This is a genomic window from Clostridium sp. CF012 (assembly GCF_018861755.1).
Lineage (GTDB): Bacteria > Bacillota > Clostridia > Clostridiales > Clostridiaceae > Clostridium_AD.
On sequence record NZ_JAHLEF010000045.1, the window covers coordinates 12489 to 32919 of the forward strand.

Sequence of the window (20431 nt, forward strand, 5' to 3'; positions counted from 1 at the left end):
CCATAAAGGAGGCTGAGTGGCAATTTGAAAGAGTTATTAAATAAATTATTAGAAAATACTTTTATCCCTACAATAGACACGCCAACTAAATTACCGGATGAAGCAGGAGCTTATCTAATATGCGCAAGAGATACTGATGTTTTACCAGCGACAATGAAAGAATTAGAATATACGTATGTTAATGGATTACCAGTTATTTATGTAGGGATCGCTGGTAGACCAACTTCAAGGGTAAAAAGTATAAGAAAGCGTGATTATAGAAATCATTTTAATGGAAAAGCTAGAAGCTCTACATTACGAAAAAGCTTGGGAGTGCTGTTTAGTTTTGAAAAAGAATATGAGAGTGAGACAAATAATTTAAAGTATAAGTTTATTGATGAACATGAGGAAAAATTATCAAAATGGATGAAAGATAACTTGATAATGCATTTTGTTACAATTGATAATCCTATGGAATTTGAAATATATTTGATTAACACTTATGAACCACCTTTAAATTTAAAAGATAATAAGAGTGAAAAGAATAGGGATTTTAGGAAAGAGTTATCTCGGTTAAGAACCAGATGATGCAGCCTTACAACATGATAAATTTATAGACTATTCTTTTAGATAAAACATTTATTGAGGAATGAATTTTAAAATATATTTTACTGAAATTTTATGAAATAAATCCTTCATATTTAACATGAAGGATTTATTTCATTTGAGGTTTTTAAGTGACGGTCTTGCATTAATGCAAACGCCCTAGTTATCCCAAGTTGCTGCTCATATAAACATCCTTTTTCTGATCTTCTGTTATACCTATATATCTTAAAGTTTGTGTTTTAGAGGAATGATTAAATATATCCATTAACAGCTCTATAGTTGTTCCGTTGGTATATGCATGGTAACCAAACGTCTTCCTCATCGTATGGGTACCTATTTCTCCGGACATTATTTTTCCGGTATAGTCCCTTTCAACTATTCCTATCATTTCTGCAGCGTTATTTAATATATACCAGGCATGCTGGCGAGATATTGGTTTGTTTTCTGATTTTTTACTACAGAATACATACATATCTGGTAACACTTCTTTTAGTGTAGCAGCATAACCTTCAATTAGTTTACTTACGATGGTTCCTATGTAAAACTTTTTGGTTTTTGAGGTTTTCTTTTCTGTGATGATTACATATTCTTTAGCGCTCATGGTCTTAAAGTTCAGGACATCATCAAAGGTTAATTTTAAAATATCACTTATTCGAAGGCCAACATTTATTCCAAGAATAAATAGTAGTTCGTTGCGAAGACTTTGATCTCTTAAATATGTTCTCATACTTCTTATGGTTCGTAGATCTCTTATAGGTTCTACAGTTTTCATTTTTTTTATTATCCTTTCTTTGTTTTTTTCATTTTAGAAGTTATTTAGCCCTTTTGTTATACAATATTAACGATTTTAGTGGGAGATTTTCGTTCTAAGACAACGTTTTCTTTTTGTTATGGTATGTACCGTTAACCCTTTAAGTAGAAGGGCCTAGGGGCTAAACGTAGTTAAACATTTAACATACGCTTAGTTTATAGCTTAATTTGTTAAACGCCGTCGTATATATTAGGTTTTCAACTTGTTTTTATATCATACCTTGTCATATATTAGAATTCCCAATTTATATATTACACAATATTTGAAAAATAGTCAATATGTCAGATTAGAGAAAACTGGGAATTGACTATTTTTTACAAAGCTAGGTTCTAAGCCATTTGTTATCTGACACAAGGTGCTTGTGTCAGATTAGAAAGAGTGTTACCATAGAAGAATAATAGGAAATATATGTAAATACATTATTTGGAATTATTATTTGAAACTTATTTTTTAATTATTGTTATTTTTAAAACATCAGTTTTAAAGTGATTAAAAAAAATAAAAAAATTATTTAACAAATATTCAAAATTATGTATAATAAGCATATGAAATAAAAAGGATGGTGTTTATACTGGAAATTTTAGTTGAGAAAGCAAAAAATGGGGATAGAAAATCTTTGATGGTCATTATTGAGAAATACAAGTTTTTGATAATTAAGTTAGCAGCCACTTACCATATACCTTCTTATGAATTTGAAGATTTGGTGCAGCAGGGATATCTTTCAGTTATAAAAGCAGTTAATCTTTATACCCTTGGTAAAAACACTTTTGATGGCTATTGTATAAATTCTATTAAAACCAATTTTAATGCTCTTCTAAAAGGAAAGATAAAACACTATAGAGAAGTTCCAAATGCAGATCCTATAAGCACTAGTGCAGCTGCAGGGTATAAATTCACATTAGAGGATGAAATTATAGCTTACGATGAGGTTAAAAGGCTTTATTGCGCCTTAGAAAAGTTGGATCTATCTGAAAGGTCCATAGTTGAAAGATTTTACTTCGTTAAGGATACTCTTAAGGAAATAGCTTGTGATAGTAGCCAGAGTTATAATAACTTGTTAAGGGGTAAAAGCAAGGCCTTAAAGAAACTTAGAAAATATATATAAGTAATTTATAGAAAATGCTTTTAAAGAGCATATATATTATCTGTAATGGTGAGGGGAGGGGTGCAGAATGTTTGATGCATTTGTTAAACTGGTTAATACAGTTGGCTTCCCTATAGGTGTGACGATATACCTACTAGTTAGATTTGAGAAGAAAATTGAGGATCTCAATAAATCTATCTCGGATTTAGCTGTAGTTATATCCACTGTTATAGGTAAATCTGAAAAATAAGGGTTCCTGATTTAGGTATCCTTATTTTTTATTTTAAAATAATCTGCAGAAATTCTTAAAAGGGCATATATATTAAGTGAAAACAAAATAAAAGGAGTGATTAAACATGGCCGTTATATCAACAAAGGTATCAAGTATTTTAAAACTTACAATGAAAACAGGTATAGACGAGAATGGCAAAGATGAATTTGCAACAAAAAGCCTAGGTAATGTAAAAGTTAATGCAGCGGATGCGGATATTTTCGCAGTAGGACAAGCTATCTCTAAGATCAAAACTTATCCATTGGTTGGAATAGATAGACAAGATCAGTATAGCCTAGTTACAGAAAAGTAAGTTTAAATAAGAAGCTTAAAATCTAGAAAACCAAAATTAAACAATTTGAAGGGGGAAAAATTATATGAATAAATTAGTTATGAGATTTTTAACTACTATTGAGGGTAAATATTTTACGTTAAGTGTAGATGACATTAAAGCTGATGATAAGGGACCTACTATAACAGAAGCTGAGGTAAATGCTCTTATGGATTTAGTTATTGCAAAAAACATTTTTCTATCAACTAGTGGTGATTTAACTGGCAAGAAAGATGCTAAAATAGTTACTACTGATACAAATACAATTACAGTAGCATAGTCATCTCTTGCAGAGCTGTAAAATTATCACTTGAGGTGATGAAGATTCCACTAAGGATTAACTTGGTGGAATCTTTTTTTTATTTGGTTTTGTTATATAATATTAAGTAGTTACGCTTTTATTATTTTATATTAATTTAAAATTGAAATTGTGAAGAGGTTTCAAAGAGATTGGCATAGATATCGATAAAGATACAGAGATTATAGAGATACAAATATATTACAAGGGGCTTAAAATGAAAAACATGAAAAAAAATCTAATTTTTGTTTTGGGGTTATTCCTTATTTTTGGCTTAATTGGCTGCACAAGTACGCCTAAAAATACTGCTGCTATGTCTAGTGTAGTAGGGGCAGGCGAACTTAAAGTTCACTTTATAGATGTAGGCCAGGCGGATAGTGTTTTAGTACAACAAGGCAATTCAAATATGCTTATTGATGCAGGAAATAACGGTGATGATCAAACTATTAAAAGTTACTTAAATAGTCAAGGCGTTAAATCTCTAGATGTCGTAGTTGGTACTCATGTACATGAGGATCACATCGGAAGTATGGACTATATTATAAATTCATTTCAAGTAGGAAAAGTGTTTTTTCCAAAACAGACGTCAACTACTAATACTTTTAAAGATTTTGTAAGTGCAGTGAAAAACAAAGGTCTAAAATTAACAGCGCCATCGGTAGGTAGTACATTTAAAATAGGGGAGGCTACTATTACAATATTAGCGCCCAATGGATCTGACTATGAGGATCCAAATGATTATTCTATAGTTGTAAAAGTTACTTTTGGAAATACATCATTTTTACTAACCGGAGATGCAGAAGCTGTTTCAGAAAGCCAAATGTTATCAAAAGGGCTAGATCTATCAGCAACAGTACTTAAGGTAGGGCATCATGGAAGTAAATCTTCTACAGGTCAAGGTTTTTTAGATAAAGTAAACCCTAAGTACGCTGTGATAAGTGTTGGTCAAGGAAATAGCTATGGGCATCCTGCACAAAATACTATGAATAGACTAAAGGCCAAGGGGATAGCGGTTTATAGAACTGATGAGAATGGAACTATAGTAGCCACAAGTGATGGTAATAGTGTGAAGTTTAATACTATTCAAGGTAGTTATAATGGCATAGACTCAGGGGCTACAAAAACCACAACAACACAATCTTCTAGTCAAGATCAGAGTGTAACTGTATATGCTAGTAAAACGGGAACCAAATACCATGTAGATGGTTGCTCATCTTTAAGTAAAAGTAAAATACCAATAAGCTTAAGTGATGCAAAATCAAAAGGATTAACTCCATGTAGTAGATGTAAACCACCACAATGAGATCAGAACTATAGACGTACCAAGTGAAATATAGGGCATATTTCCAGCCCTATATGGAACGCGGTAGTATATTTAAAATATATGTATTTAAGGAAAAACAAGTTGATTTAGAGGCACTTATCATTAGATATTAAAAGGAGAATATATCATGAAAGTAATTATTAATAGATTTGAAGGTTCATATGCTGTGTGTGAAAAAGAAGATAAAACTATGATGGATATTAACAGTATCGACTTGCCTTTTGAGGCTAAAGAGGGCGATGTACTTGTTCTTGATAACAATATGATTATTATTGATATAGAGGAAACTGAAAAAAAACATAGAGATATCCAGGTATTAACTGATGATTTATGGGAGTAAAGAAAAACCTAAGTATAATCTAAAACGATCTTATAGAATAAAAAAATGAAAAAGTAGTTAAGATTAATCTTAGCTACTTTTAATATTTGTGTTACATAGAATAAGTTTGTAGATAGTTAATTACTACAATAAATATTTACATATATTATTGTAGGTTTAAGAGAGTAAGCTTTGCCAAGTACCGTTACCGACAATTCCATCAATAACTAAGCTATTGGTTTGTTGATATTCTTTAACAAGCTCTGCAGTTTCATTTCCATAAATACCATCGATAGCGCTACCTGTTCTCCATTGGATATATCTTATAGCTGTTTTATATTCCGTAGCCTCGACGCTACATAGAGGTTTTTCCATAATAGTTTTAACTCCAGATAATACTTCAGGTCCACATATACCATCGATAGAAAGGTTAAGTATTTGCTGGAGCTTTTTAATAGTACCTATGGTTAATGGACCACTGGTTCCGTCTACAACTAAAACATTATTATTTATATCTTTTATTTTCATAGAGTTTAAACATTTTTGTAGATATTTAATATTTTCATCAGTTATGTTTTCAGTGATTTCAGATCTAGGAGCGCAGTCATAAAAATAAAGTTTATTTTGCTCAATTATAGCTATTAGTTTTTCAGGGTACTCCTCGTCAGTACAGTACCCTGAGTTATAGACGTTCTGGCAAGCTTCCTTGTAGTCTTTAGATGTTATTACAGATTTGTACCTGTTAAAGTTTAAAAGCTTTCCATGGTCCAGAATACTGTCTTCAAGAGTATCATATTTTCTAAACTCACACACCATGGGAGTGCTTACTCCATTTATAAATTCATGAGTATTAAATTCTTGAACTTCGTATCCACAACCTTCTGTCCATTTGATACCAAAGATGTTATTACCTTTAACATATTGCAGCCAGCCTGTTTCTAGTATGGCTTGAGCTATTGTTAATGAGGGTAGGATATTGTATTTTTCATAGGATAGTAAAGCTCCTGGGATTAGACTTTCTATTATTTGGGTTTTGTCCATTAGTGATTCCTCCTTTAGGGTTTTACTTATATATATGGAGGAAGGGAGAGGTTTTTAGATTTTGTGGGAAATTATTTTATTATATAAAGCGAAGGGAACACAATAGCAATTGATTTACCTTCGGATTTTGTTTTAATTAAAAAAAATTACTAACTATTGAAAGTTAGTAATTTTTTATTAAAGCATTGGGTTATATGTGTTGTTAAGCACTTAGTTAAATTTAACTGAGCAATTACGATTTTGAATGGATCCTTTTGATGCAATATAATATCTTATTATATTAAATAATTTATACTATAAATTATCTATTTTAACTATTACATCATCTAAAATTTTTTGTAAAGAGATATTTTTTATATTATTTTTAGATTCTTTATATTTTTCATTATTTATGTCTTTTTCTTCTAAATATAATCCTAAAGTTTTAAATAAATAGTATTCATTTTTAAAGTGCATTGTTAACAAAATTTTTTTAACTTTAGAAATTCCTTCAATAATTACATTGCTATAATTATTTTCATATTTAATAATGGTTTTAAGAATATTAAAAATTATATTCTTAAAAAAAACAGAATATAACCTAAAAGATAAAAACAAACATATGGATATTGAATTAAAGTATCCGTCAAAATCAGCTTTATTTAAAAATATATTTGATGTGAATTCATATATTAATAATTCTATATCTGGATATTTATTGTTAGCATATGTCCTTGCTTTAGATAGAATGCTTTGAAATCTATCATCATCATTTTCATATAAAATTAAAGCGTAATTAAAATAAAATTTAGCTACATCATATTCATCTATATTACTAGTAATTAAAACTTCTCCTTCTTGAAGAAGTTTTAATGATTCACTTTTATTTTCTGTTTTTAATATGCTAGCTTTATTTTGAAGAAGTCTTAATTTTACACAATCATCTGTACATAATTCAATTCCTTTATTGAAACAAGTTTCGGCTTTATCCAAATCTAGTTTTTCTGATTTCCCATGGTTGATATAAAAGATTCCATATAAATTGAGAAGTTCTACTTTTAATTTCTTTGATTTAATTTCTTTTAAAAAATGTTCAAATTCATTTTCTAATTCAGATAAGTTTTGATTTTCAATGAAAGGAATTATTTTTGCATATAATGTATAAAACCTTACATTCTCATATTCATCAATACTTAATTCTTTTTTTATTGTATTAATATTGATAAGTAATTTTTGTATCAACAGTCTTTCTCCCCAATAGATTGTTTTTTTTATATTAGGAAGAAGAATATTTAATACTTTTGAATATTCTTCTTCTTTATTAAAATGGCGAATTAGTTTTAATAAAATGTCTTTGTTTAAAATGAGATCCTTATATTTATGAATCATTAACTTATCCAAAGATTTATAAATGCTTTCAAAAAATACTTTTGTAAAAGAACTGTCTATTTTTAACTGTTGATCATTTTTTTTATTTAAAGAATATAATTCACCTTTAAAATTTATTATTTTTTTACTAATACACTCTGATAATTCTTCTCCAGTTCCAATAAATTCAAGAAAAAACCTTTTTGAAAAAGGTTTTTCTATTATTGAAATTTTTTTTATAATTTCTTCCATTTGCATTTGTTTTACTCCCTCTATTATTACTTATAAATAAAAACATTATACAATTTGTCGTGTATCATAATAAAGTGTTTCTTCTTTATATTCAATAATTTTATTAGCGAAATGTTTTGTAGGATAGCTTCTTAAATGTTGTGTAAAATCAATATATTTATTTTCTGTTTGTTTTTTCATTTTCATTTCTTCCATAATTTTTTCAATAGCATTGTAAACAAATACGGAGTCTTTTTCCAGAGGTTTTTGACCGCAAATAAAAGCCTCTGACACTTTTCGAATAATTTCTTCTATGCTTAAATTTTCACTGCGCTTTTTTAGCATTTCGCAATAAGCTTTCCCTCTTATGCATAAGGAGTAAAAAATATTTTTACCTAATTTTTCTTTATACATTAGTTTTTCATTAGAATTGCCGAGTTCTTTCACAATATTTGAAAGCTGACTTTTGCTTATATCAAGATATTCTGAAAGATCCTTATGAGTTACGAACCCCTTTTTATCTATATATAAAAACATATTTCTTACATGTTTTTTTGAATCAAATTTAATAAAACTTTTTTCTATCTGCTCTGTTTCATTTAGTATATTGCTTAGTATATATTCATTAGCATATAAAAAACCATAATAATAACTGGTGTTTCTTTCTATATCAAGTTCGTCATCAAATCTTTCTCTGGTTTCTGAATATGAGTCAATTGTTGATTTTACTTTATCAAATTCACCTTTAATGTAATTAGTTAACAAATTATTTGTGAACTCAGCAGTAAATTCATTTAGTTCATCTACATTGTTATTTTTTAATCCATTAAAATATCTTTCATAATCAATATTCTTCATCATAATAAATTATCCTCCTTATTAAATCCAAAAAGGTTTAATACTTATTTTCAAACTGTCTCAAGCATTACTATACTAATATTATATTAATATAGTTCACTTTTAGTTCATTTATTATTCGTTTAACCGTATTTTATCATTTTTTTTTTAATATTACAATATGAATTGTTAGAATTAACATCTTTATAAGGCAAATTTATTATAAAGTAACATGCTGCTGTATAATTTTTAATACATGAATCAGAACATTCTTTACACTTAATAAAGGTTTCCCTCTTTAACCCGGGGATTTCTACAAAAGATACACTTATTTCTTCTAAATTATTGTCGTCATTTTTTTTAGCTGCAAGATTTCTCATACAACAAGCATTTGACATTAATGTTGCGGTATTATATGATGTGAAATTTTTAGAAAAATCTTCAAATCGTTCTATGCTAGGTGTATAAGTAGGACTAAATATTATACCTGTATTCATATCTTTTAATATTTTTTGATAATGCTCAGTTATGTAATCCACACAAATAGCAACACCGCATCTGCCAAAATTAGGTATATCAATGATGTTAATAATTCTTTTATCCAAATTAAGAAGTTCAATAGTACCTAACTTCTCCCATCCATTTTGCGAATGAAATGGGTTGCATTTTTCTTGTTTTATAATTTCATTTCCATCTCCAATAATCAATTTGCAATAATTAACACCATTTTCCCACACTGTGCCAGCTGCTATAATAAGAAAGGAATTTTTATTCTCCTTCAAAAATTTTTTTAGTTCGTCTATCATTAATTTTGTCATAACCATTTCAGGAAATACAACTATATTAACTTCTTTTTCATTTAATTCCTTAATTATAGTTAGTAGCTTTTCTTTATATTCATTTTCAAAATTAACACCATTAACATAAAATCCTTGTTTTTCTTTCTCTTTATCCAAAATCAGATAATCTTGGCCATTTATAAATGGCACTATTGCGATTTTTAGATTGTTTTCATATTTTTTTAATTTTTTATTAAAATGTTGAGAGGTTAGAGAACTAAGCACTATGTTATAATCTTTTCTATCTTCAGATTTATATACAAATATATTTTTAATGGTACCTTCAATAGAAGCATTAACCTTACTTTGAGTCCTATACTTATGTTCATTATAGTTCAGTACATTATCATGATTGAAATGATAAACATATCCTTTATTATAAGTTTTATTGCTATTCAGAGGTTTTATTTTTTCTGTTTTTTTACCAGTTAAACTTAACCCGCCCATACCTATGTTTTTATTACATTTTGAATTTAAGATATCCTTATCACCAAAGACTTTATCAATTTCCTTAAATAAGACGTATGTCCTTAAATAAAAGTCAGATTCAGTCGTTGAGGCTTCTATAAATTTTATAAGAATACTTTTGTTAGTCTCTGAAATTGTTATATTAAAATCATCACTAATAAAACGTGCGTATATATTTAGACTATAAGATACATACTTTTCTTCATTTCTGTCTACAACGGCTCTAATAATTTTTATCTCACATTTATCAATTGCATGATAAATGTTAATATATACATCAAATATATTATTTGAATTTTTAATTTCATTTTTAATATCTATAATGTCCAACTTATCACTTCCTATAAAATAATATATCCTATTTGATAGTTCTTTTTAAGAAAATCCGACATAGCTTATAATCTTTATAATAAAGCTTACTATACACTAAAAAATAGAAGAAATGTATAAATAACAAATATACATTTTTATTAAGTATCATATTGAAAATCACATCAAACATGATTTATGTGATTACAAAAGTTATCTGTCTGGCATTATATTGTTCAGACTATGATCTAATAAAACACAATTACACTTATTGATTAACAGTTTTTTTGTTGAAGTAACACCACATTTACTAATGATATTACTATAAAGTATTAAAGGAGCAGTCATAAAAAAATAAATCCAAGAAGAAGAGCTCTGTGGGTAAATTTGTTTTTTTATCACTGCGCCTATTCCAGTGTGTATTCCTTTGCAGCCAAGGAAGCTTTGGACAATCTTACTCAAAGAATCTCCATTCCGTTGATTCTTCTCTTCATTACAATTATTTCAGTAAACTAGTCCAAAGCAAAAAAAATAATTACCACTTCTCTCAGTGGTAATTATTTTTACAGTAATTATGATTAAATATATTACATTCATGATCCCAGATATATCATATAAATAGATATATTCAAGGCTGCAATTACTTAGTTAAATTTAACTAAATGCTTAACAACCCATATATAGCTTAAAACAAACTTGAATTTTTTTGTATCTTTGTATTTGTATGTTTCATAATAATTTTAGATTTAGTTTTAAATAATAAATAAATTATTACTTTATTTATATAGCCAGTATAGTGAATTTTGATAGTACAACATTGTTTTCTTTCCCTGGAAATAAGGAGAGTGTAGCGGCTATCTTAAAATTAGAGGTTACCTGCAGCAGCTAACGGTTTCCTCATAAAACAGCTGCTCATAAATTTTAACTAATAAATCAAATTTAAATTCGCTATTTTAATGAAAACGCGAGCTTTATTATGTATGTTTCTAAGTTTTTTACCACAAGTGGTAATTGATAAGGGAATGTTCAGGTGTCCTTTTTAACGTATTAAAATAATATCAGGTGTATATACCTGATATTATTTTTTAAAGAAGTCTATTCCAAGTTCCAGATCACTTTTTCCCATTACCTTTTCTATAGTTCCATTTTTAAGTTCAGCTGCTAGAGCTAAAATATTAGTTATAACTTTACTAAGCTCTTGGAGCTGCACTTGAGATTTAGCGAGAGACGATTCAATATTAGTTGTTAAGGTTTCTTCAGTATGCCATTTGGATATTTGATTCTCATATAAACATATGAAATCTAATTGCTCCGAAAATACCTTAATAACTCTTTCTACTATTTCATCGTTTAAAACATATGGTTTAGAGTTCGCTTTCAAAAGATTTTCATATTGATCTTTAGCCTCTTCTAGTTGACCAGATATCATTTTAGACATCATAGGTAGCATAATGATAGGGTGCCAGTTTTGTTGCTGTTTCTCCATGAATTTAGTCCTTTCAAGTGCTATATTTTTTATGAGATAGTATCACATAAAATGATATATTCAAAATTTTAATCGCTTAATAATCTATATAAATCAATGCTTCATTTAACATATAAATGTAATGACTTATGGAAAATCGTGTATTCAGTTATGACGTAGTAAAAGAAAAATTCGGCATAAATTATTTTTGAATTATGTTATCTCAACCCTATAAATTGGAATTTGATAAAGCTTTTTTTACATACATTATGTGGATAAAGTTTTGTTCACCTACAGGAGACTTGAAATTTTTACGAAAAATTCTCAAGATGTAAATTTGTCATGAGAATATATGCTTTATTGATATTTGATTTTATGAGGCCATTTCGCTCACTATCCCCCTGCGCAACTCCCAAGGTGATGAATTTTTCACAGACAGCTTTAAACTGCCGGTGAATAATACTCTCTTGGTTTGAAAGAAACTTTCGTATTCTCTGTTTCTATATCTGCTCCATAGCTATGTTTAGTCAAATCATGAACAACGAACACTGTACCAATCATGAATATTAATGCAAGGAGCACATTATCTTTTGTAATAGTGCTTGGTAGGTTGTTCTTCACACCGCCTGCTAAAAATTCATTTCCTGCTTTCATTACTCGATCTACTTTTAGAACTATTTTCTCCATATCTTTTCTCCTTTTCTTTTTTTCTTGCAATTATTTTGACTTTCTAATATCATTATACACGGATATAATGACCGCGAACAGTTGACGAATTATTAAGTTTGACCGCGGTTTAGAAAGAGGTGAATACAATGAATCCGAATTATGTACCCATTAACAAAGATTTCTTCATGGAAACCTTAAAGAAAAAAAAGAGTAGTATACGAAAACTTGGAAGAAATGAAAAAATCATAAACACTGATAGAACCATCCGCAGAGCTTTAAATGCTGGGAAAATGAGTAGAAATCTGCTAAACAGCATTGCAGAAGAACTTGATGTCTATCCAGCATATCTTTCTGGGAAAATATATCTTTCCATATGTTCAATAAAAGATAATGCACCAAGACCCTCACTAAGAATAAATAATTACCCTTATTTTATGAAAGAAAAGGATGAGTATCAGATTAATTATTTTCTTAAAAACGTACTAATGCTCTATGATATTTCATTAGCACAATATGAGCATTTTACATTTGAACGAAAGATTGAATTTCTACATGCTCTAGATACTGCAATGGTGCCTGTAATAGATCATTTCTTTATACAGGATGCCTACGGAAATGCTGTTCTACCTAATTTGCAGCTCAATAGTGTTCAAATTGATCAGTATGAAGAAGAACATTATATAAATATCTGGCTCATGCAACGAAAGGAAGAATTAATCTCCCGTCCTCCAAAATGGAGGACCTCTAAAGAAATAAAAAAAATGTCTTTGTCAGAAATTCAGGCTCTAGATATGGAACTTCAAACTGAAGATTCCGTTCATGATGATTATGATCCATTTGCAGAGAAGTATAAACATCACCAGAAATAAATAGGCTTAAGCATCACGTTGCGGTGCTTGAGCCCATAACCTCATTACAGAATTCTTCTGTTATTTTCATTCAAGTAAAATATCAAACTACTATTTATAATACTGGAACACTTTTTGATAAAGTTCTCTTGTTTGCCTTTCATCTCCTCACGACAAAGGCTCATCCGCATAACATAATTTCGATCATAATATCTTCTCTTTAAATTACTATTTATTGTGTTGTTATTCATCCTTCATTTGTCGCAATTTTATACAGAAACGATACAAATAATTTATTTAATTATACCATTATTACTCTAAATTAGAGTCGCAATCAAAGGCTAGTCCACAACAGATTTTCTCCTTCATGCTTCATGCGAAAATCTGTTGTGGCACAAGCACTTTCAATGCTCCACCATAAAAGGAAGCTTTGGACAATCTTACTCACTGCCTAGAAGTAAAATATTCTATTGAGATACCTCCAATAATCTTTCTAGTTAGTTATGGTAGCAGTCAGTAAACTTGTCCAAAGCAAAAAAAATGCTCCATCTTCCCACAAGGGCAACAAGAGCTATTGCTATGCAACAGGTCTTATTTTCTTTTTTCTTAATACAATCATCCCAAAAACACATTGATACTAGTTAGGATTTAAAACAAGGTTCAATTTAGTTTTAAATCCTAACTAGATATTTATTTTATTTATATACCCATTATACTAAGTGTTTATAGTACAATCTTTTTTATTTTTTTTGAGAATAAAGATGGTTTAGTGGCTGCATTAAGTATATAGATTACCGCAACAGCTAACGGTTTTCTCATAAAATAGCTAAACGTAAATTTCGATTAATAATTAAATTTTAAATACGCTATTTTAATGAAAACGCGAGCTTTATTGTTTAGTGTTCTAAGGGTTTTACCACAAGTGGTATTTGCTGTGGAAGTTCTCGTGGGTACTCAAGGAACGGATAACCTTAGGCATTGATCTTTATAAAGATCCACTAGGATGGGTTATAATATTTTAAAATTAAACTTTACTAGTATTAATACTTAATATTAGTTTTAATAATAATATAAATATTAGTATTAAGTGTTAATACTATAAAATAGTATTTAATACTAATATTATATATTAGTATTATGTTATGACATTAGACTATAATATTAACCATATATATTACATTTACATGTAAATATTGATAGTATATGATGGAGGTAAATACAAATAAAGAGGTGAGGATATGACGATAATTTCATTGATTAATGTTAAAGGTGGTGTAGGCAAAACAGCTACAGCAATAAATTTAGCAGGCGCAATAGCAGATCAAAAACACAAAGTACTGTTGATAGATAATGATAGTCAAAGTAGCTTATCTCAAATTCTAAATATTAAAAATAAATTTACTATGTATGATCTATATTCTAATTCCAAGGTAGAGTTTAGTGATTGCATAGCAAAATATAATGAATATATCCATGTTATTCCAAACACTATAGAAAGTAGTGTATTGGAAAGAGAACTTTTTAATAAAAAATGTCCAGAACATATTTTAAAATCTAAGTATAAAAATTTTTCACATGACTATGATTTTATCATTATAGATAATTCTCCGTTTTTAGGTATGATGGTGCAAAATAGTTTATGCATGAGCAATTACTATATGGAGATAATTGATAACAGTCCAAGTGCATTACAAGGGCTTAATATGGTAAGTAAAATTGTAAATGAACTAAAAGAAAATCTTCTTATAGAAGATCTGAAATTAATAGGAATACTTAGGAACAGGTTTGAGAAAAGAACTGTGTTTAGTAGACAGTTTACAGAGGTAACTGAGGAAGCTTTAAAAGACGATTTATTCAGTGCAATAATATATGATAGCGTTAAGTATAAAGAAGCTACAGCGATGAATAAAACTATACAAGAATACAGTAATAAGCACGCTAAGGCTTATACCGAACTATATTATGAAATACTAAACCGTATTAAATAATATATTAACGTTAAATACTAAATTTAATATTAATATATAGTATTAGTATTAAGTATTACTATGTAATACAAATACTTATAAGGAGTGGTTAGAATGGCTAATAATTTTAAAAATAATTTAAAAAGTAATTTAAATATTAATAATGAAAATAAAACTGCAGCAGTAGAAGATACTAATGTTGCAAGTGAAAGTATAGATACTACATTTGTCTTAAAAAAGAAGACTGATGATAAAAAAGGAAAGAAGGTATTCAATGTATATATGGAGCCTGATAAATTAAAAGAGCTTGATAAAACTTGTAAAAAATCTGGGTATAGTAGAAATGAATTAGTAAATGTTATGATTGAGTATTGTCTAAACAATTTAAAACTAGAAGAGTAGCATCTGCCACTCTTCTAGGGACAAGGAAGCTTTGGACAATCTTACTCACTTCTCAGAAGTATTGTATTCTATTAAGGTACATGTAAATTATTCTTTCTATTTAGTTTTATATGCAGTCAGTAAACTTGTCCAAAGCAAAAAAAATAATCCCCCTTCCCCCAGGGGTAATAAGACCTACGGCTGCGCCGCAGGTCTTATTTTTTGTTTTCGCGATACTAATATTAAAAAAACAATTAGTCTTTGTGGTTTTCTTTTGAAACTTAATATTGATGTTAATATACTTTATGAAACATTATAATTATTTTATTTTAAATATAATACTATTAGTACTTCCAGTATAGAGAATTTGGAAGGACAAGATCTGGGCACGTATACCGTCACCCAAAAAAGAACAAGCTTCAGCATAAGACTCTCTAAGCTTCCCATTGTTTTCGTCCCTCAAACACTGGCAAACTAAGAGGTTCTAATTCCAAAGCTAGTCCTTTTTGGGGTACCCGACGGCGTGCATCGATTCTAGCTAAATTTAACTTTCCCTTAATTTAATCATCCTATATAAATAATCAAAAAAACCATAAGTCTACGCGGCCATTTCGATAAAGCTCGCTCCAGCCACCACCACCGCGACCTTTAACGAAAGGGCATTATTATTCATAAAAGATTCCAAAAAACCAAAACAAGCATTCCATTTCTTCGCTTGCAAGGCGCTCATCGATGGAACCTTTATCCCAGAGATTTCAATTAATCTAAAGACCCGTGGCTCGATAAATTTCTAATACGAAATTTAACGACCCACTAGAATCTTAAAATTAACAAGTTAGATCTTCGCACGCATATAAAGTTTAATCTATACCACTTAATCTAAAAACGTACACCGCCGATGGACAAGCCCAGGGCTTGTCCACCTTGAACAAGTTGAGATGAACCTACAACTAGTACAAGGTGGCTAAGGTCTTTTATGATGCATAAGTTTTATATATGCATTAATTTTTATTTTGTATTAAATTTAGCTGATCACCAAGGCCCTCACCTATCGGGTCGGACAAGTTAAATTTAGAAATTCAAATAAAAAAATAAAAAAATATTTTTTTTAATCAGGAAAACTTATTTATTTTCATTTGTAGTAATTAGAAATTTAATATAATGATATATGCGCCCTATGCTAAGATTCGGACATGTTTATAAAGAGTGATAGCAACACTATATTTGTTATAAACAAAGGGATATAAGAGGTGTTTATAAGCAACTATAAATAAACACTATTTAATAACATTTATATAGCAACTACAAAGCAACACCAAAGCAACACCAAAGCAACACTAAGAAATATTATAAATAAAAAGTTATTTTAGCAGTATATAAATAAAATCAATAAACATAACATTTTAATTTTATGATATTATATAATTACAAGTAACTCAAAAGTGTTTACAAGGTGTTACATATAAGGTGGGATAGGGCGATGAGTAAAGCCAAAAAATTAGATTTACCTATTAAAAAGCTAATAGAAATAGCAGAGAATCTTAATAAAAATACTATAGCAAATAAAAGTAGGAATAAAGAAGAAAAAATTTCAACGGATAAATTTATAAAATTTACGTTTGATATAAATAGAAAAGATTATATAGAAACAACTAAAGGTACCGGGATCGGATATAATAAATCTACTTTTTTATATGATATAATTAAAATATCAGAGGGAAAAGAGGAAATATCATCTAGTAATACCACAGTAACTCCAATTGAAAATAAGGATATACAACAGGTATTAAAAAAGAACTACCAAGAAACATTCCTTAAGGAACTACAAAGCAACACTAAGGTAACACCCATTGAAAAAGACAATAATAATACTTCAGTGGTAGTTAAAACAGAAGTTACAGAAGCAGTGAAAAATGCTATAAAAAGTGAGTATCCTGAAATTGAAGAAATGATTCAATGGTATAAAAATAAAAAAGGTAATGAGAATATAATAGATGTACCTGAAATAGATCTTAACAACCATATGCTCAAAGGTGAGGTTATAAGCAGAAGTGTAAAAGCTTATAAAATAGTACTTGATGAATTTGTTTCGTTTTGCAAGGGGCAAAAAGAAACTCAAAAGGATCTTATAGCACTGGCTCTAGTGGAGTTTGTAAACAAATATAAACGATAATTTGATAAGAGTTGACTATATATTATAAAAACTTGAAATTATAGGTAATTCATAGTAGAATTAAAACATATAAAATTACAAAAAACAAAATAAAAATACAATTATTTACAAATAGAAAGTAATCAGGGTTTATATCTCCAAAAAATGAAACAACTCTTGAATATGAAAAGTTTGGACGCTTTAATTCAAGAGTTTGATAAATCCTGATAACTTCCCGAATAGGAAAGTTATATCTTTAAATATTTTATTTAATTTATATACATAGTTTAATATATCTGTTAACAATAGTCAAGATATGTATAGGTTAAATAAAGTATTTAATTGGTATAATGCAGCACTCTTATTTGGGTTACTAAAAAATAGGAGGGCTTTTTTATGTTGGCCGAGAAAATACACATTGACGCCTTAAGTGAGATTATAAGGAAGCTCACTATAGTGCCAATAGATGCTGTGGTTAATAGTTTAGAGGTATCCCGGGCTCAAATGCAAATAAATCCTTTGCATGAAAATGATGATGGATACATAACTATAGCCCTTAAAAAGGATAATAACTGGATACAGCATCACTACAAAGTGGACGAGCTTAAAGAAAATATAGGTAAGGTTATAGGTGTAAAAGATGCAAATATATATTTAAGTCCTAATTCTTTTTACAAACCTAAGAGACGTATAGAAAATATAAGAAAATTAAATTCTTTATTTATAGATTTAGATTATTATACATTAGAAGCATACAAAGGGTTAAGTGCAGAGCAGATTATATGGTTACTTGAGAAAGATTATTTTAAACAATCTGTTCCACCACCTAGTTTTATAGTTATCTCAGGTCAAGGGATAGTTATTTACTGGCTTATAGAACCAGTGCCATATATGGCTCTTCCTCTTTGGAATGCAGTACAAAAATTCTTTCTAGAGAAGTTAAAAGAAATAGGTGCGGATGCTAAATCAATTGATGCAGCTAGAGTATCTAGACTATCAGGAACTATTAATCAAAAAAATGGACAAGCAACTGAGATATTAGTTTTTAATGAAGAAAGATATTCGCTTCGAGATATTCAAGAGAATTATCTACCGGAGCTAAATGATTACGTTAAAAACCCAAGTGTAAAAAAACGTGGAAGAAAATCAAAGGTTGTCAAACTATATAATCTTTATAGTCTTCACCATGCAAGGCTGATGGACATAGTAGAGATTCAGAATTTTAGAAAAGGATACTGCAGGGATGAAAACGGGGAATTAGTAGAAAAAAGCCAAAGAGAGCTTATGTGTTTTTTATATAGATACTGGGCCTGTTGTTTTACTAATGACCTTAAGAAGGCATTAGAGGACACTTTAGAGTTTAACAAAGGATTTATATGTCCATTACCTGAAAGTGAAGTTAGAAGTCAAACCGCGCAGGCAGAAAGAGCATATAAGGAGTGGCTAGAGAATGAATTCGAAAACAAAGAAAAAAAAGATGTAGAGCAATTTAAAATTGAGATTAAAGATGGCGATGCTAAAAAAAAAAACAGATCTGGATATAAATATAAGGGTTACAACTATAAAAATACAACGCTTATAGGTCTTTTAAATATTATTGAAGAAGAGATGAGGCTTCTTAAGACTATTATTAATAGGAAAGAAATTAAGAGAAGAAATAACCAGAATCATAAGGTTAAAAGAAGAGATGAAGATGGGTTAACTAAAAGAGAATTAGAAAAATTAAATAAGATAATAGCAGTAAAAGAATTGAAAGATAAAGGATTAAGCCAAAATGAGATTGCTAATATGTTAAATATAGGAATAGCTACAGTAAAAAGATATTACAAGAAAATAAAGGAAGATTTTCAAAATAGTTTGGTATCATGAAACGTCCGATAAGATTATGGGTGTAACCTGTTTCTTTTTCTTTAAGGTTTTTTTGAGGTCTTTGGGAGGTATTAATATGTTATATTCTGATTTAGAACGAAAATGGAAGCTTAGTATTAGTGGTAGTATAAATAATTTTTTAAACGATATTTCTGAGGATAATACTTTTATTGCTCTTTATAAATATTGGTTTAGTGATAAATTTGAAAATGTAGAAGGAAAGCTGCAGTATGTTAAGAGAATTACTGATGAACGATTTGATGTAGATGAAGAGCTCTTAGATGATATTAAGAAGGTGTTTGAAGAGAGAGCTTATAAAAAAATAGAAAAAGAAAAGTCTAAAACTATAGAGCGAATTAAAAAGCAGAAAGTGCAGCCAGCTACAGATAAGCAGATGAAGTATGCGAGGAAGCTTTATATAAAGGTTTATGAAGAAGAAAAGGGCTTTGATGATAAAGATTATAGTAAGTATGAGATGATTTTAATAATAGAGGATTTGGTGAAAAGAGTAGGTAAGATGCAGAAAGAGAATTGTGAAGAAAGTGCGGTTTTGGAGCTTAGTGATTATAGAAAGTAAGGGACTATAGATAGTAATGGAAGCAAAAACGGCCATAAGCGTGTAAAAAAATGAAATATTTGGAGGCATAAGTATGATTACATCAGAAGAGATTAAAAGAAAATTATGGGATGGAGCAAACGATTAAGTGGGTCATTGTTTTTTGTGTCTAAAAAACTCTGAAACCGTTGATATATAAAGAAAAAACCAAATAAGTAGTGTAAAAAAATTTACACTACCAAACTAAACAAGGAGGAAATGTAAATGGAAAAGGAAAAGGAAAAGGGAGAATTAAACCGGGGGTTGTCGAGCCGTCAGATACTGATGATTGCCTTGGGAGGTACAATTGGTGTAGGTTTATTCATGGGTTCAAAAAGTACAATTTTATGGACAGGCCCATCTGTAATGTTATCATATGCACTTGTAGGT

At 29.0% G+C, this 20431-nt stretch carries 20 protein-coding genes; 13 read left to right on the plus strand and 7 right to left on the minus strand.

Annotated features, from left to right (window positions below):
• Nucleotides 1–24: 24 nt before the first annotated feature.
• Nucleotides 25–567, plus strand: a complete 543-nt coding sequence (locus KPL50_RS23795; protein ID WP_216212484.1) for a GIY-YIG nuclease family protein — start codon at nucleotides 25–27, stop codon at nucleotides 565–567.
• A 181-nt stretch (nucleotides 568–748) separates the two neighbouring features.
• Here KPL50_RS23795 and KPL50_RS23800 read toward each other — a convergent pair whose 3' ends face one another.
• Complete coding sequence (locus tag KPL50_RS23800) at nucleotides 749–1357, minus strand: tyrosine-type recombinase/integrase (protein WP_216212490.1); 609 nt, start codon at nucleotides 1355–1357, stop codon at nucleotides 749–751.
• A 598-nt stretch (nucleotides 1358–1955) separates the two neighbouring features.
• On the opposite strand from KPL50_RS23800, the gene KPL50_RS23805 reads away from it, so the two are divergent.
• From KPL50_RS23805 to KPL50_RS23830, 6 genes are all read left to right on the plus strand, one after another.
• The gene (locus KPL50_RS23805) at nucleotides 1956–2501 is read left to right on the plus strand and encodes a sigma-70 family RNA polymerase sigma factor (protein ID WP_216212493.1); all 546 of its coding nucleotides are present in this window, start codon (nucleotides 1956–1958) and stop codon (nucleotides 2499–2501) included.
• A 67-nt stretch (nucleotides 2502–2568) separates the two neighbouring features.
• Nucleotides 2569–2730 (plus strand): YvrJ family protein, encoded by a 162-nt coding sequence (locus KPL50_RS23810; protein ID WP_216212496.1) that lies wholly within the window; start codon nucleotides 2569–2571, stop codon nucleotides 2728–2730.
• Nucleotides 2731–2836: 106 nt separating this feature from the next.
• Nucleotides 2837–3064 carry a DUF1659 domain-containing protein gene (locus KPL50_RS23815; RefSeq protein WP_216212499.1) on the plus strand — a complete coding sequence of 76 codons (228 nt, stop codon included), beginning with the start codon at nucleotides 2837–2839 and terminating at the stop codon, nucleotides 3062–3064.
• Nucleotides 3065–3128: 64 nt separating this feature from the next.
• A complete protein-coding gene (locus KPL50_RS23820) occupies nucleotides 3129–3362 on the plus strand; it encodes a DUF2922 domain-containing protein (protein ID WP_216212501.1) in 234 nt (77 codons plus the stop codon).
• Between the two features lie 235 nt (nucleotides 3363–3597).
• Entirely contained in the window at nucleotides 3598–4683 is a 1086-nt protein-coding gene (locus KPL50_RS23825; RefSeq protein WP_216212504.1) for a ComEC/Rec2 family competence protein, read from the plus strand.
• A gap of 148 nt (nucleotides 4684–4831) precedes the next feature.
• Nucleotides 4832–5044, plus strand: a complete 213-nt coding sequence (locus tag KPL50_RS23830; protein WP_216212507.1) for a DUF3006 domain-containing protein — start codon at nucleotides 4832–4834, stop codon at nucleotides 5042–5044.
• Between the two features lie 156 nt (nucleotides 5045–5200).
• Here the strand turns inward: KPL50_RS23830 and KPL50_RS23835 are convergent, their stop codons facing one another.
• The 6 genes from KPL50_RS23835 to KPL50_RS23860 form a co-directional block, all read right to left on the minus strand.
• On the minus strand, nucleotides 5201–6064 hold the full coding sequence (locus KPL50_RS23835; RefSeq protein ID WP_216212509.1) for a glucosaminidase domain-containing protein: 864 nt from the start codon (nucleotides 6062–6064) through the stop codon (nucleotides 5201–5203).
• 294 nt (nucleotides 6065–6358) lie between these two features.
• Entirely contained in the window at nucleotides 6359–7669 is a 1311-nt protein-coding gene (locus KPL50_RS23840; protein WP_216212512.1) for a hypothetical protein, read from the minus strand.
• A gap of 39 nt (nucleotides 7670–7708) precedes the next feature.
• Nucleotides 7709–8503: a hypothetical protein gene (locus KPL50_RS23845; RefSeq protein ID WP_216212516.1), complete on the minus strand. Its 795-nt coding sequence runs from the start codon at nucleotides 8501–8503 to the stop codon at nucleotides 7709–7711.
• A gap of 119 nt (nucleotides 8504–8622) precedes the next feature.
• Nucleotides 8623–10116, minus strand: coding sequence for a hypothetical protein (locus tag KPL50_RS23850; protein ID WP_216212519.1), 1494 nt, complete (start codon nucleotides 10114–10116; stop codon nucleotides 8623–8625).
• A gap of 1057 nt (nucleotides 10117–11173) precedes the next feature.
• Nucleotides 11174–11581 carry a hypothetical protein gene (locus tag KPL50_RS23855; protein WP_216301001.1) on the minus strand — a complete coding sequence of 136 codons (408 nt, stop codon included), beginning with the start codon at nucleotides 11579–11581 and terminating at the stop codon, nucleotides 11174–11176.
• A 420-nt stretch (nucleotides 11582–12001) separates the two neighbouring features.
• The gene (locus KPL50_RS23860; RefSeq protein WP_216212526.1) at nucleotides 12002–12247 is read right to left on the minus strand and encodes a hypothetical protein; all 246 of its coding nucleotides are present in this window, start codon (nucleotides 12245–12247) and stop codon (nucleotides 12002–12004) included.
• 128 nt (nucleotides 12248–12375) lie between these two features.
• Between KPL50_RS23860 and KPL50_RS23865 the strand changes: the two genes are divergently transcribed.
• From KPL50_RS23865 to KPL50_RS23890, 6 genes are all read left to right on the plus strand, one after another.
• Nucleotides 12376–13098, plus strand: coding sequence for a hypothetical protein (locus KPL50_RS23865; protein WP_216212528.1), 723 nt, complete (start codon nucleotides 12376–12378; stop codon nucleotides 13096–13098).
• 1217 nt (nucleotides 13099–14315) lie between these two features.
• Complete coding sequence (locus tag KPL50_RS23870; RefSeq protein WP_216212531.1) at nucleotides 14316–15065, plus strand: ParA family protein; 750 nt, start codon at nucleotides 14316–14318, stop codon at nucleotides 15063–15065.
• 93 nt (nucleotides 15066–15158) lie between these two features.
• The gene (locus KPL50_RS23875) at nucleotides 15159–15446 is read left to right on the plus strand and encodes a CopG family transcriptional regulator (RefSeq protein ID WP_216195778.1); all 288 of its coding nucleotides are present in this window, start codon (nucleotides 15159–15161) and stop codon (nucleotides 15444–15446) included.
• Between the two features lie 1459 nt (nucleotides 15447–16905).
• Complete coding sequence (locus tag KPL50_RS23880) at nucleotides 16906–17598, plus strand: hypothetical protein (RefSeq protein WP_216301002.1); 693 nt, start codon at nucleotides 16906–16908, stop codon at nucleotides 17596–17598.
• Nucleotides 17599–17973: 375 nt separating this feature from the next.
• Complete coding sequence (locus KPL50_RS23885; RefSeq protein ID WP_216301003.1) at nucleotides 17974–19446, plus strand: Trp family transcriptional regulator; 1473 nt, start codon at nucleotides 17974–17976, stop codon at nucleotides 19444–19446.
• A 76-nt stretch (nucleotides 19447–19522) separates the two neighbouring features.
• A complete protein-coding gene (locus tag KPL50_RS23890; RefSeq protein WP_216301004.1) occupies nucleotides 19523–20023 on the plus strand; it encodes a hypothetical protein in 501 nt (166 codons plus the stop codon).
• Nucleotides 20024–20431 lie beyond the last annotated feature (408 nt).